General features: G+C 54.4%; 11 protein-coding genes and 1 tRNA gene. 6 read left to right on the top strand and 6 right to left on the bottom strand.

The genetic code is table 11. The features are described 5' to 3' along the window. The first annotated feature begins 107 nt into the window (after positions 1–107). Positions 108–1,196 (top strand): bifunctional transcriptional activator/DNA repair enzyme AdaA, encoded by a 1,089-nt coding sequence (locus tag RCA23_RS13870; RefSeq protein WP_044050813.1) that lies wholly within the window; start codon positions 108–110, stop codon positions 1,194–1,196. Here the strand turns inward: RCA23_RS13870 and RCA23_RS13875 are convergent. From RCA23_RS13875 to RCA23_RS13885, 3 genes are all read right to left on the bottom strand, one after another. Beyond that, positions 1,164–2,144 (bottom strand): fatty acid desaturase, encoded by a 981-nt coding sequence (locus RCA23_RS13875; protein ID WP_044050814.1) that lies wholly within the window; start codon positions 2,142–2,144, stop codon positions 1,164–1,166. The two genes, RCA23_RS13870 and RCA23_RS13875, sit on opposite strands and share 33 nt — an antisense overlap. A 92-nt stretch (positions 2,145–2,236) precedes the next feature. After that, the gene (locus tag RCA23_RS13880; protein WP_044050815.1) at positions 2,237–4,114 is read right to left on the bottom strand and encodes an acyl-CoA synthetase; all 1,878 of its coding nucleotides are present in this window, start codon (positions 4,112–4,114) and stop codon (positions 2,237–2,239) included. Positions 4,115–4,218: 104 nt separating this feature from the next. Then, positions 4,219–6,009: an ABC transporter transmembrane domain-containing protein gene (locus RCA23_RS13885; RefSeq protein ID WP_044050816.1), complete on the bottom strand. Its 1,791-nt coding sequence runs from the start codon at positions 6,007–6,009 to the stop codon at positions 4,219–4,221. Between the two features lie 437 nt (positions 6,010–6,446). On the opposite strand from RCA23_RS13885, the gene RCA23_RS13890 reads away from it, so the two are divergent. The 5 genes from RCA23_RS13890 (at position 6,447) to RCA23_RS13910 (ending at position 11,154) form a co-directional block, all read left to right on the top strand. Continuing rightward, positions 6,447–6,947 carry a Csu type fimbrial protein gene (locus tag RCA23_RS13890; RefSeq protein WP_044050817.1) on the top strand — a complete coding sequence of 167 codons (501 nt, stop codon included), beginning with the start codon at positions 6,447–6,449 and terminating at the stop codon, positions 6,945–6,947. Between the two features lie 219 nt (positions 6,948–7,166). Continuing rightward, positions 7,167–7,889, top strand: a complete 723-nt coding sequence (locus RCA23_RS13895) for a fimbrial biogenesis chaperone (RefSeq protein ID WP_044050818.1) — start codon at positions 7,167–7,169, stop codon at positions 7,887–7,889. Between the two features lie 105 nt (positions 7,890–7,994). Beyond that, positions 7,995–9,830 (top strand): fimbria/pilus outer membrane usher protein, encoded by a 1,836-nt coding sequence (locus tag RCA23_RS13900; protein ID WP_169701425.1) that lies wholly within the window; start codon positions 7,995–7,997, stop codon positions 9,828–9,830. 9 nt (positions 9,831–9,839) lie between these two features. After that, positions 9,840–10,703, top strand: a complete 864-nt coding sequence (locus RCA23_RS13905; RefSeq protein WP_044050820.1) for a fimbria/pilus outer membrane usher protein — start codon at positions 9,840–9,842, stop codon at positions 10,701–10,703. Then, on the top strand, positions 10,663–11,154 hold the full coding sequence (locus RCA23_RS13910) for a hypothetical protein (protein WP_044050821.1): 492 nt from the start codon (positions 10,663–10,665) through the stop codon (positions 11,152–11,154). Before RCA23_RS13905 ends, RCA23_RS13910 begins: the two co-directional genes overlap by 41 nt. A 71-nt stretch (positions 11,155–11,225) precedes the next feature. Here the strand turns inward: RCA23_RS13910 and RCA23_RS13915 are convergent. The 3 genes from RCA23_RS13915 to rpoC form a co-directional block, all read right to left on the bottom strand. Continuing rightward, a tRNA-Gly gene (locus RCA23_RS13915) sits at positions 11,226–11,299 on the bottom strand. Between the two features lie 95 nt (positions 11,300–11,394). Beyond that, entirely contained in the window at positions 11,395–12,270 is an 876-nt protein-coding gene (locus RCA23_RS13920; RefSeq protein ID WP_044050822.1) for a DMT family transporter, read from the bottom strand. A 127-nt stretch (positions 12,271–12,397) separates the two neighbouring features. Continuing rightward, the gene (gene rpoC, locus RCA23_RS13925) at positions 12,398–16,648 is read right to left on the bottom strand and encodes a DNA-directed RNA polymerase subunit beta' (RefSeq protein ID WP_044050823.1); all 4,251 of its coding nucleotides are present in this window, start codon (positions 16,646–16,648) and stop codon (positions 12,398–12,400) included. Positions 16,649–16,655: the final 7 nt, after the last annotated feature.

Genomic DNA, 16,655 nt, shown 5'->3' on the forward strand with positions numbered 1-16,655 from the left:
AGTGTTTGGCTTGGCGGTTGGGGTATGCAGAGGCCTTTAGTAAGAAAACTCACAGTCACGCCCGAAAAACGGCGCCAAGACGAAGCGAATCGCGCTAGGGTGCTGAAATGATGTTTTCCTTGCCTGATCCAGATGTGCTCTATTACGCACTTGTCGCCCGCAGTGACGCCTATGAGGGACGCGCCTATGTCGGCGTGACCTCAACCGGCATTTTTTGCCGCCTCAACTGCCCGGCCCCCAATCCCAAACCGGAAAACTGCACGTTTTTCGAGAACCCCGGCGATTGTATCGCTGCGGGATTTAGGCCTTGTAAACGCTGCCACCCGCTGGCGCCTGTGGCGCGGCTGGATCCGCTTGTGGATCAGATGCTGAAAGCCTTTGACGCAGATCCGATGCGTCGCTGGAGCGAGACCTGCGTTGCAGCGATGGGCTTTGACCCCTCTACCGTACGGCGCTCCTTCAAGCGCCATTTTGGCATGACCTTTTTGGAAATGGCCCGTCACCGCCGATTGCGCCACTCTGCCGAGGTCTTGGCCAAGGGCGATAAGGTCGTCGAGGCCCAGCTGAGCGCAGGATTTAAATCGCCCAGCGCATTTCGCGCCGCTTTCGCAAAGCTCATGGGACGAGCCCCAGGGGAATTTGCCGAAAATGCCCTGTTGCGGGCCAGTTGGATCGACACACCCATTGGCGCGATGGTGACCATCTGTGACGCCACCCAAGTGCATTTGTTGGAATTTCCCGAACGCAAGGGCCTGGCCCGCGAGGTGCAGCAGCTGTTTCAATATTCCAAAGGGCAATTGGGTTTTGGTCGCTTTGCCTTGACCGATCGGGTGCAAGCGCAGCTGACAGAATTTTTTGTGGGGCGGCGGCCGAAATTCGATCTGCCTCTGGCCTTGCACGGCACAGATTTTTCCAAAACTGTCTGGCGCGCTTTGCAAGACATCCCAGCCGGACAAACCCGATCCTATGCGCAATTGGCGCAATCTATAGCGCGACCCACGGCCATGCGTGCCGTTGCTCGCGCCAATGGGGCCAATCAAATCGCAATTGTATTGCCCTGCCACCGCGTCATTGGCGCTGACGGCACTCTGACAGGCTATGCCGGCGGGCTGTGGCGCAAGCAGAAGTTAATAGAGCTGGAACGCGCCTATGCGGCGGCGAGCTCAAGCCTCAACGCGCGTCTCGCGTCCAGCTGAGGTCGGCACAATCCAAACCTCATCCATGGGCCATTGGCTTTCATCCTTTTGCGCAAACCGCTTGATGACTTCAATCTGAAATTCGATCCAGCCCATCCGATGCACAGGCCCGGCCTGCGCCTCGATCTTGGCATTGAGCTGCCGCAACTTCCAAAAGGGCACAGAGGGAAATACATGATGCGCCGTGTGATAGGGCATCTGCCAGCACAGCCAGCGCATCAGCGCATTGGTCCGCGTGGAGCGTGTGTTTTTTAGTATATCGTCCTCATGGCTGAGGCCCAAATGTTCAATTGTATTTTGCAACTGATGCACAGGTTTGGTCAAAAGCATCGGCAAAAGCCAAAAGCTCATCGCCGCCCATGAATTCAAAGCAACAGAGCCCAAGAGGATCACCGCATAGAGCGCCACATGAACCCGGCTCTCAAGAACGATCTTGGCCTCTTCTTCGGCGCGGATAAACGGCTCAATAATCACCCCCCGCGCGCGGCGGATCACACCAAAGATGCGATTGCGCCAATACGTAACGCCGGACAGCCACAAGAGATATGTCACAAGCGTATAGGGCGCGCGCACCAATTCGCCGTCTTTCTCCCAATCTTGCGTGTGGGTATGATGTGCGAAATGCATGACCTGATCGTAATCTCGTGGAAAGATCATCACAAAGCCAATCAACCGGCCAAAGAGCACATTTATCCGGCGGGTCGCAAAAACGGTCGCATGGCTCAGCTCATGCTGGGCGGCATAGAGGAAATTGAGCAAAACACCCAAGACAAAGCCTGTCAGCCAGACCCATGCAGTGCCCAAAGCCAAGCTGTGCAGGTAACCCGCGCAGACGATTGCCCCCAGATGGCTGGCCATTTGCGCAGCCCCCCAAAGGTTTGAGCGTGTATTAAGCGCCTTGAGTTCGGCTGGGGTGACCAGTTTACGGCGTGAAAACGACGCGTCCATAATTTACCTCATCCATCAGTTGAAACGCAGCCTAGTGAGCGCTCCAAAGCCTGTCCAGGCTTTTGAGCCGGCGCGTCTTTGGCCCGCACACTCTAGCCTGCACGTTCCCAAGACCAGATAAAGCCACCAAGCACTTGGTTCACCGCCTCATCTTCAGCGCTGCCACGCACTTGCGCCACAAGCCCGCGTTGTTTGTCCTCAATCACTGTCTGCACCTCCGCAGGCACGCCTGCCTCTGACAGCGCCGCATTATAAATGCGGGTGATTGCAGATTTGCGCAGCGCAGGTTTGAAGACCTTTCCCACCGCCGTTTTCGGCAGCTCTGGCATGATCTCAATATATTTTGGTTGCGCAGCCCGTTCTGCCACGCGTTCACTGGCAAAAGCCACGAGCTCCTCAGCGCTGACCTGTGCACCTGCAACCAGCTCCACATAGGCACAGGGAATTTCCCCCGAATGCGCATCAGGCTGGCCAATTGCGCCGACAAATCCGACGGCCTCATGGCCCGCTAAAGCTTCCTCGATCAGGGCCGGATCAATGTTATGCCCACCGCGAATAATAAGATCTTTGGCGCGGCCGGTGATCCACAGGTAGCCATCCGCGTCCATCCGCCCCAAATCCCCAGTGCGCAGGTAGCTCGCGAAATGATAGAGATTTTTGTTCTTGGCCGCTTCCGTATAGGTGTGACCTGCAAAGACCCCCGGATTATCAACGCAGATTTCTCCAATCTCATCGACATCGCATTCCTGAGGTCCCTTGGGCCCATCACGCAGAATTTTAACGGAGGTATGCGGCAAGGGCAGCCCAACGGACCCAACTTTTTTGAGACCTTGATCAGGGTTGCAAGAGACCAAACAAGTCACCTCAGTCAAACCATACCCCTCGACAACCTCAACCCCTGTTGCCGCCTCAAAGCGCTTGAACAGTTCAATTGGCAATGGTGAAGAGCCAGAAAACGCCGTTCGCAGCGACGAGATATCCGCATTCACCGGGCGCTGCATCAGCGCTGACAGCGCGGTCGGGACGGTGATCATAAAAGTCACATTCCACCGCTCTATGAGTTTCCAGAAATTATCAAACACCCCCTCGCCCCGATAGCCTTGCGGCGTGGGAAAGACCACATGGGCGCCAGAGCTGATCATGGCCATCAATATCACATGACAGGCAAAAACGTGAAACAGCGGCAGAGGACAAATGATTGTGTCCTGGGCCTCAAACAGCATTCGATCCCCAAGCCAGCCATTATAGACAATGCCGGAATATTTATGTTGCGCAACCTTCGGCATACCCGTTGTGCCACCCGTGTGAAAATAGGCAGCGACACGATCTTCAGTTGCATCTTGAAAATCAAGTATGCGGTTCTGCTTTGCCAGCTCTGCGTTGAAATCCATGACCTGCGCCGCATGGGTGACGGAGACTTTCGGACGAATGAGCGGCACGATCCAAGATTTCGGCGGTGTCAGGTAGCGGTTGAGATCCACTTCCAACACAGTCTGCACATTCGGCGCCTGCGCCACCGCATCGGCTGCCAGCTGTGGCAAATCCGTTTTTGGGAACCCGCGCAGGGTGACCAAGACCTTCGCATTGGTCTCGCGCAGGATCGCAGAAATTTGATCTGGTTCCAGCAAAGGGTTGATTGGATTGGCAATGCCCGCAATGCTTCCCCCCACAAGGGTCAAGGCCGCCTCGTTACAGATGGGCAACAGATAAGCCACGACGTCATTTTCACCCACACCCAAGCGGCGGAATAGATTGGCGGCCTGCACCGATTTATCTCGAAACTCTTGCCAGCTCAGCGTTTCCGCCTTGTCCGCCTGCCCCGAGGTGATCTGAAAGCTCACACCGGGGCGGGCACCATGACGCGCGGCCACCCGGTCGATGAACTCATACATTGTTTTGGGAACATCACGCTCTGCCCAGGGCATTTCGTTTTCAACTGCGTCCCGATCAGCTTTAGTTGCAAATCCCATAAGCATCTCCCAAACTCACGCGCGCCAATCCGCACGCCATGATGGAGGATGCTAAATATTAATCAATTTCGCAAGGAATTTGCGCGCTTGGGCGCAGATTGCCTCTAGGCACCATCTGTTTGAGAAAACTGCAATTTGGCCAGGCGCGCGTAGAGCCCGCCTTCTGCGACCAAACTGGCATGCGTGCCCTGCGCTATAATTTGGCCCTGATCCATCACCAGAATGCGATCGGCATTTTTGACCGTCGCCAAACGATGCGCCACCACCAAGGTGGTGCGATGTTTTGACAGCGCCTCAAATGCTTTTTGTACCAAAGCCTCACTCTCGCCATCCAGAGCCGAGGTGGCCTCATCCAGCAAGAGCACCGGCGCATCGCGCAGGATTGCGCGGGCAATGGCAATCCGTTGCTTCTGCCCGCCAGAAAGCATCACGCCGCGCTCGCCGACATAGCTGTCATAGCCATCAGGCAGCGCACGAATAAAATCATCTGCCGCCGCCGCCTTGGCCGCCGCAATCACCTCATCGCGGCTGGCACTTGGGCGGCCAAATAAGATATTGTCATAGGCGGAACTGGCAAAAACAACCGGATCTTGCGGAACAAGCGCCATGAATTGGCGAAAATCACTGCGCCGCATCTGAGGCAAAGCCACACCGCCAAAGGTGATATGGCCGGCTTGCGGATCAAAAAACCGCTGCACCAGCTGAATAATCGTAGACTTGCCAGCTCCAGAAGGTCCCACCAGAGCCACCGTTTCACCGGGATTGATCGTAAAATTCACCCCATTGAGCGCCGGCTGGTCTGGCCGGCTTGGGAAAGCAAACTTTACATCCTCAAACACCAAGGCCCCCGGTTTCGCCGGGATCGGCTCCTGTGGATCGGCAATCGAATCCTCCGCCTCCAACAGCTCAACCAGGCGTTCCGTGGCCCCGGCCGCCCGCTGCAGCTCGGACCAAAGCTCTGACAAGGCCGCAGTTGAGCTGGCAACAATGGCAGCATAGATGACAAATTGCACCAACTGTCCGGCGGTGGTGGCGCCACTGCGCACGTCAATGGCCCCAATCCACAAAACCCCCATCACGCCGCTAAATGCCACAAAGATAATGATCATCGTTATCAGCGCGCGCGTTTTGATCCTTGCGCGGGCGCTGTCATAGGCTTTCTCGGTGACATTTGAGAACTCTGTCGAGCTGCGGGCCTCATGGGTAAAGGCTTGTACGGTTTGTGCCGACAAAAGCGATTCCGACGCCTTCCCAGAGGAGGCCGCAATCCAGTCCTGGTTTTGTCGCGACAAGCCGCGCAATTTGCGCCCTAATGCCAAAATCGGCCCTAAAATGAGAGGCACGATCAAGAGCACCAAACCGGTCAGCTTTGGAGAGGTCCAGAGCATCATAATCAATCCACCAGACATCATCAGCATATTGCGCAGCATCCAGCTGGCAGAGGACCCGATGACCGACAGGATCAACGTCGTGTCGGTTGTGATACGGCTGAGAACTTCGCCAGTCATCAATTTCTCAAAATAGGCCGGTGACATGCCAATCATGCGGTCAAAAATGGCCTTGCGCAAATCTGCGACCACGCGCTCGCCAAGACGTGTCACCACATAATAGCGCAGGCCTGTGCCCAGAGCGAAGATCGCGGCCACTGCAATGGCGCCCATGAAATATTGATTGAGTAGGGACACATCCCCAACCGAAAATCCGTCAATCACCCGGCGGGCCGCAACCGGCAAAATCAATGACACGCTGGCCGTGATGGTGAGGGCCGCCAGTGCCAATACAACCCAAATTTTGTAAGGGGCAAAATAGGGAAGCAGAGCTTGTAACACGCCAACTCGTTTTGAGGCTGCGCGCTCTTCGCTCACCTCCGCCGCTGAATTTGGTGTCTGTGCCATGCCCGCCCCTTAAACTCGTCCACACGATGTATCCGGCTGTAGGGCAACCAACAAGAGGGCGCGTTCAATAAAATCAGAGTGTCGCACATTCGATGGCCGCAGATAGGCGGGCGGATCATAAGCCGGCGGGCGCGTGCGCTATTGCGGCGCGATCCCTCCGAAAACACGCTTTCGCGCGATCAAAACACGTCAAAGTTTAAACCAATCACTAACAGGTTTAATTTAAAGGCTAATAGATCACTAAATTGTCTATTGATAACAATAAAAAGCGCATTTTCTACACTTTTGAAGACCCATTATAGCCAACTGTCCAATTGAGACACAGGGCCGGAAAGATTTACCCTTTGTTAGCATATTGAAACCTATTTGAGCAGCGAAGTCTCTCAATTCTTCCCAAGACTTCATCTAAAACGACATAGATATTTAAGGACACCACAATGACATATGCAATGAAACTCGCTGCACCACTTTTCTTGGCAACATTGACAACTGCGCAGGTCGCGCAGGCTGGCAGTGCAACTGGCACAATGAATGTCTCTGGCAACGTTCAAGGCTCCTGCACCGTTTCTGCTGTTGCGCTGAATTTTGGCGCCATTACACCGGGTTCAGTAACAGACGCAGAGGGCAGCATCGGCGCCGCCTGCAAAACCGGAACAACCTACACAATCACCATTGATGGTGGCAGCTCTTTGGTTGATACCAACCGGCGTTTGGCTGAGGCCGAAAGCGAAAACTATCTGGAGTATATCATCGCGTTTGATGAATCGCGGGCCGTCGACAGCTACATCCCAGCAAATGGTGCCTTGGTCAGCAATGCCGTAGCGGCAAGCAGCGAAGCCGTGAACTACTCAGTCTACGGCCGCGTTCTGGCTGAAGAAAACAGCGCAGGTGTGGTTGGCACTTACTCCGACACATTGGGCATCACCATCACATACTAATCCGACCGATTAGATCCCTTGAGTTGGGCCCTGGAGATTCCATTCACAGGGCCCAGTTCAGTCCACCGTTACTGGCCAGAAATCTCTCTGCTTATTTGATTTTTCATATACAATTTTGCTGTCTTACCTCGGTTTTAAGCAATGATTTAATACTCCTTAAGTATAGCGATACCTATCACTTATCGGCCCCAAACGGGCCATATTTTTAGGAGACCTCCTATGACTGGCTTTCTGCACATAGTTTATTCCGCTTTCACTATTGTTTTTCTAGCGACCACCCTTCAAGCCAATTCCACGATTGTTCCCGTCATTGTTGACGTGGAAGCCTCGGGCCGCGGAGTTGTGGAAATCACAAACCTGCGAACCCAGCCCACGCTTTATAACATCGAAGTCTTGAAATGGGCGGTGGTTGACGGGGTCGACGAATATGAAGACACAAGATTATTCATCGTCAGCCCACCAAGTTTCAAACTCCACCCCGGAAAATCGAAAAAAGTACGCCTCAGGTTTCGCGGCAAGCGCGGCACCCCATCGGAACAGACCTTCCGTCTTATCGTCGCGGAAGTCCCCTCGGAGGTGAAGAAAGCTGCGGAAGGCACATCGACCCTCGATGTGACCCTGCGCCATGTCTTGCCAGTCTATGTTGCGCCGCAAACCCCCGGCGGGCCGAAATTGAGCTGGACCATCACAACCCAAGGCGACACCGCCACCCTACGGGCCACCAACTCAGGCAACCAGCGGGCCACCGTGGTGAGCGTTGGTCTGCATCCGAACCCCAACCAAGAAAACACGCCCGTTTATGCCAACAACAGCTTGGCACATGTTTTGGCGGGATCCTGGCGTGAATGGCAAGTGAAGTTGCCGGAAGGTATGCTGCCAGGCAAAGCGGTCTACAAACTGACGGGCTTGAACCAAACCTATCAGCTCGCCAATCATGAATAGGGCAGCGTGGCCGGTATTAAAACATATGTACGCTTACTCTCCATCTCTTGCGGGATCTGGCTTGCACCCCTGGCGCAGGCCAGCGCGAACGCGCCATCAGCCGTCGTGCGAAATGGCATCCCGCAGAACAAAGTGGATGCCATAACCGCGCTGGCCCAGGCCCTCTTAGTGGCCCCTGAGCACTTAATGGCGGTGATCGCCTTTGAAACCGATGGCAGTTTTGACCATCGGTTTCGAAATCCAGTGAATGAAACCCTCGGGTTGATCCAATTCACCCCAGAACTGGCCCAGCGATTGGGCACGAGCCAGGAAGATCTGGGCAAGGCCAGCTTTGAGCAGCACTTACACTATATCGGTCAGCTGCTCGAAGGCCGCGCTCAAAGCAACCGCGCGGCGCCGCTCAGCTTGGCCGATATCTGCATCGCACTCATTGCGCCCGATCATATCGACGGGACAGAAACAACACCTGTCTTTACCAAAGACAACACCCCGAAATCCTATACCCGCTATACGCCACTGGATATCGATGAGGATGGGCGCATCACCCGATCCGAAATTGACCAAAAACTGCGTGCCTATTGGATTGATCTGGCCGATCGCGCCGACCTCGTGCCAGATTTTTTCGACCTCTACCTCAACGGGGAGAAACTTCCATTCTTCTTCTTTTTTGAGTTTCACAATGGCCAAGCCTATATTGACCCAGAAGATTTTGCCCAGCTTGGCCTGGCGGTCACCCCGCCCTTGGCGCGCCTGTTTGATCTCGATTATGTGGCTCTCGATCAAATTGGCGGTTTGAGCCTTCACTTCAGCGGCGATGCCACCCGTGCCTATTTCACCGCTCAACCTCAGCTTTTCGGCTCCAGCGCAAAGCGCGGCGCCGGTGGCGCGCCGCCTGTCATGGCCGAGCCCATCCCCAGCATGCTCCTGCGCTACGACATTACGAGCCAACTGTCCGGCACCGGCGCTTTGGCAGCACAGGCCTCCGGTCTGTTTGAATATTCAAACGCACATCTACAGGCGCAAGCCAACGCCCGCATACAAGCTGATAGCGAAGGCGGGGTGGAGCTCGACCTATTTGGCATCCAAGGCCGCTACCACCGGCCCAAACAAAATGCCCTCTGGCGGTTTGGCGAGCAGGCGGGATTTTCAGGACCGGGCCTCAATGGTGCCGGATTCACCGGGGTAAGCTATGTCAGCGACTTTGGCTTCACGCCCAATCACAGCCATTTCAACACGCTATCTTTCGAGGGCGCAACTGGCTTGCCGGGTGATGTTGAATTTTACATCGGGGAGGCAAAAATAGGAGAAACCATCTCCGTAGACCGCGGCGAATTTCGCCTGGAAGACATCCCCTCAATTGACGGCAACGGCACGGTCTCCATTGTCCTGACGGATAAATTTGGTCGAAAAACCACGCAAAGCATTCCCTATTTCAACATGCCCGGCATATATAGAAAGGGCGCCTATGAGTTCCAATACGGTCTCGGCCTTATGTCGCGCGGCCGCGGCATCTATCGCGGACTCTATGCCTCGAGCGTACAACGCTACGGTCTCACCGACCGGATTACCGCGTCGGGGTCTGTCGCCTTTTGGCCAGGGGGCGCTCTCCTCGGTGGCGGCGCACAACATGCCTGGCGCGAAAAAACGATGGGCAACGCCACAGCCGCCGCCAGTACCAGCGCCAGCGGGTTGGGCCTGCAAGTCAAAGCCAATCTATCACCCGCCACGCGGCCAGAAACCTTCAACTGGGGGGCGCAGCTGACCTTCCAAAACCACGCCTGGCGACAAGTCGGCCAGGGGCCGGAGGATGCGCCCAATTTCCAAGCCGCTATCCGCGGATTTCTCGCGCTGGACTTAACGGAGAAGGACACGCTCTCCACCTCGCTCATGGTACAAAAGAAATGGGACACCGGTCTCGTGACGGCTTTCTCCACCCAATAGACTCGCACCTTGAATGAAAAATGGACCCTGTCGGCTCGCGCCGCCGCCCGGAGCGCAAAACTGGATCTATCCCTCTTGGTCAGCCGAACCTTCGGCACAAAACGGGTCACGACTGCCAACTCGGCCATCGGTGAAAACGGGCTCACATTGGATGTTAATTTCTCAAAGTTTAGCCAAAGCGAGTCGGGGCTTTCTCAAACCTACAGCGGCAGCATCGATCAAACAGGTCCGGTCCGCCTTGACGCCAAATTCGAAAAACCAAGCCGCACGGCCAATCATCAACTTAGGTTCAGCTACAGCACATCTGCCACCTCTGGATATTACGCCCGTCGCGGTGTGCTAGGCCGCGCGAATGGAACATTTTTCGCAGCGCCAAAACTGGGACAACAATATGCGGTGGTGACCACCGGCGAAGCATCCGACATCCCCGTCTACCTGCAAAGTCAGGAAGTGACCAAAACCGATCGCAACGGCAATGCCATTGTGCCAAACCTGCGGCGCGGCAAGGCCAATAAAATAAGCATCTCTCCAGAAGAAATTCCGTTTGAATATGACATCACAAATACGATGGTTACGGTCTACCCCTATCCCTTTGGCGCCTCCTTTATCAACCTCTCAACCCACCTGCGGCGCTCGGCAATCGTGCAACTTCGGGATGCCTCTGGCAGGGCCTTGCCAGCCGGAAGTGAGGTCACATTCGAGGGCGCAGAATATCCCTCCTATGTCATAGATTTCGGGGAAGTATTTTTTGAAGATTTGCCAGCCTCCACCACTTTGAATGTCACAATGGGAGAAGAAACCTGTGAAACAGCCATTAAATTTCCACCAAGCGATGACCTGCAACCCACGCTCGGCCCGTTCACCTGCCGCTAACGCCGCGGCCGCCCTACGGCTGGGCTGCATTTTGCTTGGCTTGAAGGGCGGCCCCGCCGCGGCCGGCGAAGTGTTTTGCGCGATTGCTTCGTCAAGTTTGAATTTCGGTTCTGTCTCAGCCTCTGCGGGTCGATATTTCGACAGCTATGGGCTGGTGAAACTAGACTGTGAAAACCTCAGCCAGCAGCAGCAGAACGCGCAGGTACAACTGCGCATTACTCCCGGCCCGCTCTGCCCCATAGCGGAATATCAGACCGCAGATGGCGCGGGCCTGGTATTGGCAGCTGATGCAGCAGAGCCGCAGGCCCTGGCGCCGCTGTCCTTGAAGCCGCAAGAAAAACTCAGGCTTGAACTCACGTTTCCCGCACAGTTGAGGCTGGGTCCGCAAACTCGCGCCGGTGTTCTTGAATTTCAATGCGACTTTGATGTGACCCTCGAGCCCGCACCCTAAGATCCAAAGCACGTAACAACGCAATTTCCATTATACGTTTGTATTTATTGATGGAAAAAATTGGGTAATTTTGGAGCGGGTAGCGGGAATCGAACCCGCACCTTAAGCTTGGAAGGCTCTTATGATACCATTTCACCATACCCGCGCCGTGTCAGAGAGGTATGCCAGCGCAAATTCAACGTCAAGGCCGGAAGTGCAGAATATCTGCTCTTGCGCGCAGACGACCGCGCAAAGCCAGTGCTAAGCAGGTTTCACTTTTCGACTCGCGCGCTGGCGATAGAGGGTAAAGGCGCCTGTACCGACAATAATCGCAGCCCCTATCAAAGCCAGACGATCTGGCCATTCGCCAAAAAACACATAGCCCAAAATCAATGCAGCAATGAGGCCAATATAGCGAAACTGTGCAGTGAAGCTGACATCCCCTGTCCGAATGGCATAAACACTGACCAGATATCCCAATAAAATCGCAAATGAAGAGCCGCATAGTGCCGCCCAGGATGCTAGGGAAATCGTCACCCAGGGCTCGAACATTGTTGCCACACTCGCCGCGCCGAACACGCCGACGGCGGCAAAGAGCGACATCTCCTGGGAGGAGAGCTTGGCCCCCAAACTGCGCGCGGTCAGATCACGAATTGTGACACAGATCACCGCTGCCAAACAAAATAATGAGTAAATATTAAACCCATCACTGCCCGGTTTCACGATGAACAACATCCCCAGAAAACCGATGCAAATCGCCACCAATCGGCGCCAACCCAAAGGCTCCCCGAGGAACATGAAGGCAGCCAATGGGATGGTGAGCGGCAAGATTTGCAAGATGGCCGTCATATTGGCCAATTCCATATTGAACAGAGCCGTAACGATAAAGAAAGCGGCGCCAACTTCTGCCGCGACGCGCAGCAATAGGATCATCTGATCGCGGCGCCGAAGCTCCTGCACCCGCCAACCAGAGCGCATGACCAAGATTGCCAGAAGGACCACCACCATCCCGCCGCGCACCGCAAGCGTTTGGAAAATCGGCAGCACCCCGCCCAAAGATTTGATCACCGCGTCATTCACAGCAAAACAAATCATTGAGCAAACCATAAAGAGCGCTCCGCGGATATTGTCAGTCATGGATCTGCCTTCGCTGCGTAAATCAATACCGTCTCGGATCTACCGGGCTCTATTTCGACAAAAAGTGCAACTGCAAAAGAAAAGGGCCGCTCAAAAGAACGGCCCTAAATCACAAAGTGTAACTGTCTTACTCTTCGTTATTCTCAACTGTATCAACCAACAGGCTTTCAAACATCTCATCAGGCGTTTCAGCCACAGCTGCCGGCGCGGCCAAGGCAATCGCCTCTTCGGCTTCCGCACGGCGCGCTTCGATCACAACATTGTCACGATCTGCCGCCACACGGCGCATTTTCTGCGTCGCGCCACCGGTGCCAGCTGGGATCAAGCGCCCAACGATGACATTCTCTTTAAGACCAATCAGCTTGTCACGTTTGCCTTGCACAGAGGCCTCGGTGAGAACCCGCGTGGTTTCTTGGAATGAAGCCGCAGAGATGAAAGAGCGTGTTTGCAAGGAGGCTTTTGTGATCCCCAGCAAAATCGGCTCACCCTGTGCAGGACGGGTGCCTTTTGAGAGGGCCTTTTCATTGGCCGCATCAAATTCAGCTTTGTCGACATGCTCGCCCTTAAGCAAGGTTGTCTCGCCACTGTCAGTGATTTCCCATTTCTGCAACATTTGACGCACAATCACTTCAATGTGCTTATCGTTGATCTTCACCCCTTGCAGGCGATACACGTCCTGGACCTCGTCGATCATATAATCGGCCAAAGCCTCAACACCCATAACCGCAAGAATGTCATGCGGCGCGGGGTTGCCATCCATGATGTAATCACCCTTCTTGATGAAATCACCTTCTTGGACAGGGATGTGCTTGCCTTTTGGCACCATGTATTCGACTTTTGCCAAAGTCTCGTCAGCCGGTTCAATCGCTATGCGGCGCTTGTTTTTATAGTCTTTGCCAAAGCGCACATAGCCATCAATTTCTGCAATGATCGCGTGATCTTTGGGGCGACGGGCCTCAAACAATTCCGCAACCCGCGGCAGACCACCGGTGATGTCTTTGGATCGGCCACCCTCACGCGGGATACGCGCAAGAATGTCACCCGCCTTGATGTCCTGACCATCTTCAACGGAGAGAACCGCATCGACGGACATGGCATAGGCAATTGGATTGCCATCTTCACGGGTCAGCATTTCACCCTTTTCATCGGTGACGATGATTTTTGGCGCCAATTCGCTGCCTTTTAACGCAGCGCGCCAATCTGTCACGATTTTTTGGGTCATGCCAGTGGCGTCATCGGTCTCGTCGCGCACTGCAATGCCAGACACCAGATCAACATATTTCACCACACCTGATTTCTCAGCGATGATGGGCAATGTGAACGGATCCCATTCAAACAGCTTGTCGCCACGCTCAATCGTTTGGCCATCTTTGACCAACATTTTCGAGCCATAGGCCACCTTATAGCTGGCAATCACAGCGCCACCCACGTCAAGAATACTGGCCACCATGTTCCGTGTCATGGAGAGCTGCTCACCGGCTGAGTTTTTCAGCAAGATTGCATTCTCAAAATGCACTTTCCCAGATTGGCTGCTTTCTTGGCTCGATTGCTGGCCACCACCTTGCGCAACACCACCAATGTGGAATGTCCGCATGGTGAGCTGTGTACCGGGTTCACCAATTGATTGCGCCGCGATGATACCGACCGCTTCACCTTGGTTCACCAAAGTACCGCGGGCCAAATCACGACCATAGCAGGCCGCACAGATGCCATCTTCCGTTTCACAGGTCAAAGGCGACCGGATCAACATGGAAATCACGCCATTTTCTTCGATGAAGTCCGCTTTGCGCTCGTCGATGATCTGACCTTTGGCGCATAGAACCTCATCCGTGCCAGGTTTGATCACATCTTCGGCCGCAACCCGGCCCAAGATCCGCTCTGACAAAGAGGAGATCACTTCCCCATCATTGATCGCAGCCCGTGCAGTGATCGAACGATCCGTGCCACAATCATGCTGGCGCACGATGCAGTCCTGAGCCACATCCACAAGACGACGTGTAAGGTACCCAGAGTTGGCCGTTTTCAAAGCCGTATCTGACAGACCCTTCCGCGCACCGTGGGTTGAGTTGAAATACTCAAGAACGGTCAGACCTTCCTTAAAGTTCGAGATGATCGGCGTCTCGATGATATCGCCATTCGGCTTGGCCATCAGACCACGCATACCGCCCAGCTGTTTCATCTGAGTGACCGAGCCACGCGCTTTGGAATGGGCCATCATGTAAACCGAATTCGGCTCCATTTCAGCGCCAGTCTCATCGTATTTCACCGAGGCAATCGCATCCATCATAGAGTCGGTCACTTGGTCATTACAATTTGACCAGGCATCGATCACCTTGTTGTATTTCTCACCCTGGGTGATCAGACCATCCATATATTGCTGTTCGAACTCTTTGACTTGAGCGCGCACACCATCAACGATGGTCCATTTGTTGTCTGGGATCAGCATGTCATCCTTGCCGAAGGAAATGCCGGCGCGGAAGGCTTCACGGAAACCCAAAGTCATCACATGGTCACAGAAAATCACAGATTCTTTCTGACCACAGTAGCGATAGACCGTATCGATGACCTGCTGAACTTCGCCCTTTTTCAAAAGGCGGTTCACCAAGCTGAAGGGCGCCTTAGCGTTCTGAGGCAGCAAAGCGCCCAAACGCACGCGGCCCGGTGTGGTTTCAAACCGCACCATAACCTCATTGCCCTCATCATCAATCTGCGGAATGCGCGATTGGATTTTCGCATGAAGATGCACAACCCCCGCATCAAGCGCGTGCTGAACTTCATCCACGGAGCCAAAAATCATGCCTTCGCCCTTCATGCCTTCACGCATCAGGGAGGTATAATAAAGGCCCAAGATCATATCCTGTGACGGCACAATGATCGGCGCACCATTGGCTGGCGACAGAACGTTGTTGGTGGACATCATCAGAACCCGCGCTTCCAACTGCGCTTCCAAGCTCAAAGGAACGTGAACCGCCATTTGGTCGCCGTCAAAGTCAGCGTTGAACGCAGAACAGACCAGCGGGTGCAGCTGAATGGCCTTGCCTTCGATCAGAACCGGCTCAAAAGCTTGGATGCCCAAGCGGTGCAGAGTTGGCGCACGGTTGAGCATGACGGGATGTTCACGGATCACCTCATCAAGGATATCCCAAACTTCCGGCCGCTCCTTTTCAACCAGTTTCTTGGCTTGTTTTACAGTCGAGGACAGGCCTTTGGCCTCCAAGCGGCTGTAAATGAAGGGCTTAAAGAGCTCCAACGCCATTTTCTTTGGCAAGCCGCATTGGTGCAGCTTGAGCTCAGGACCGGTCACAATCACCGAACGACCAGAGAAGTCGACGCGTTTGCCCAAGAGGTTTTGACGGAAACGACCCTGCTTGCCTTTGAGCATGTCAGACAAGGATTTCAACGGGCGTTTGTTTTGCCCGGTGATCACCCGGCCCCGACGGCCATTGTCGAACAAGGCATCAACAGATTCTTGCAACATGCGCTTTTCGTTGCGCACAATGATGTCGGGCGCGCGCAGCTCAATGAGGCGCTTCAGACGGTTGTTGCGGTTGATCACACGACGATAAAGATCGTTCAAATCAGAAGTCGCAAAACGGCCGCCATCCAGAGGCACCAAGGGGCGCAACTCAGGTGGGATCACAGGGATCACAGTCAAGATCATCCACTCGGGACGGTTGCCAGATTCAATGAAGCTCTCAACGATTTTCAAGCGCTTGATGATCTTCTTTGGCTTCAATTCACCGGTGGCTTCTGACAGATCAACGCGCAGTTGTTCGGCTTCTGCTTCCAGATCAATCAAGGACAACATTTCACGAATGGCTTCCGCGCCAATATTGGCGGTGAAGGCATCCATGCCATAGATATCCTGCGCATCGAGGAACTCTTCTTCGTTCATCAACTGGCCATAGGTGAGGTCCGTGAGGCCCGGTTCAATGACCACATAGTTTTCGAAATACAAGATCCGCTCAAGGTCGCGCAAAGTCATATCCAGCATCAAACCAATGCGCGACGGCAGAGATTTCAAAAACCAAATATGCGCAACGGGGCTGGCCAATTCGATGTGGCCCATCCGCTCGCGGCGGACCTTCTGCAAGGTCACTTCCACGCCGCATTTCTCGCAGACAACGCCGCGATATTTCATGCGCTTATACTTGCCGCACAGACATTCATAATCTTTGATCGGGCCAAAGATACGCGCGCAGAACAGGCCGTCCCGCTCGGGTTTGAACGTGCGATAATTGATGGTTTCTGGCTTCTTAATTTCACCAAAAGACCAAGACAGGATCCGCTCAGGGCTGGCCAAAGAGACTTTGATTTCATCAAAGGCTTTGGGCGGCGCAATCGGGTTAAACGGGTTGGTTGATAGTTCCTGGTTCATCTTAAAT

The organism is Planktomarina temperata RCA23 (assembly GCF_000738435.1).
In the GTDB taxonomy this organism is placed as follows: domain Bacteria; phylum Pseudomonadota; class Alphaproteobacteria; order Rhodobacterales; family Rhodobacteraceae; genus Planktomarina; species Planktomarina temperata.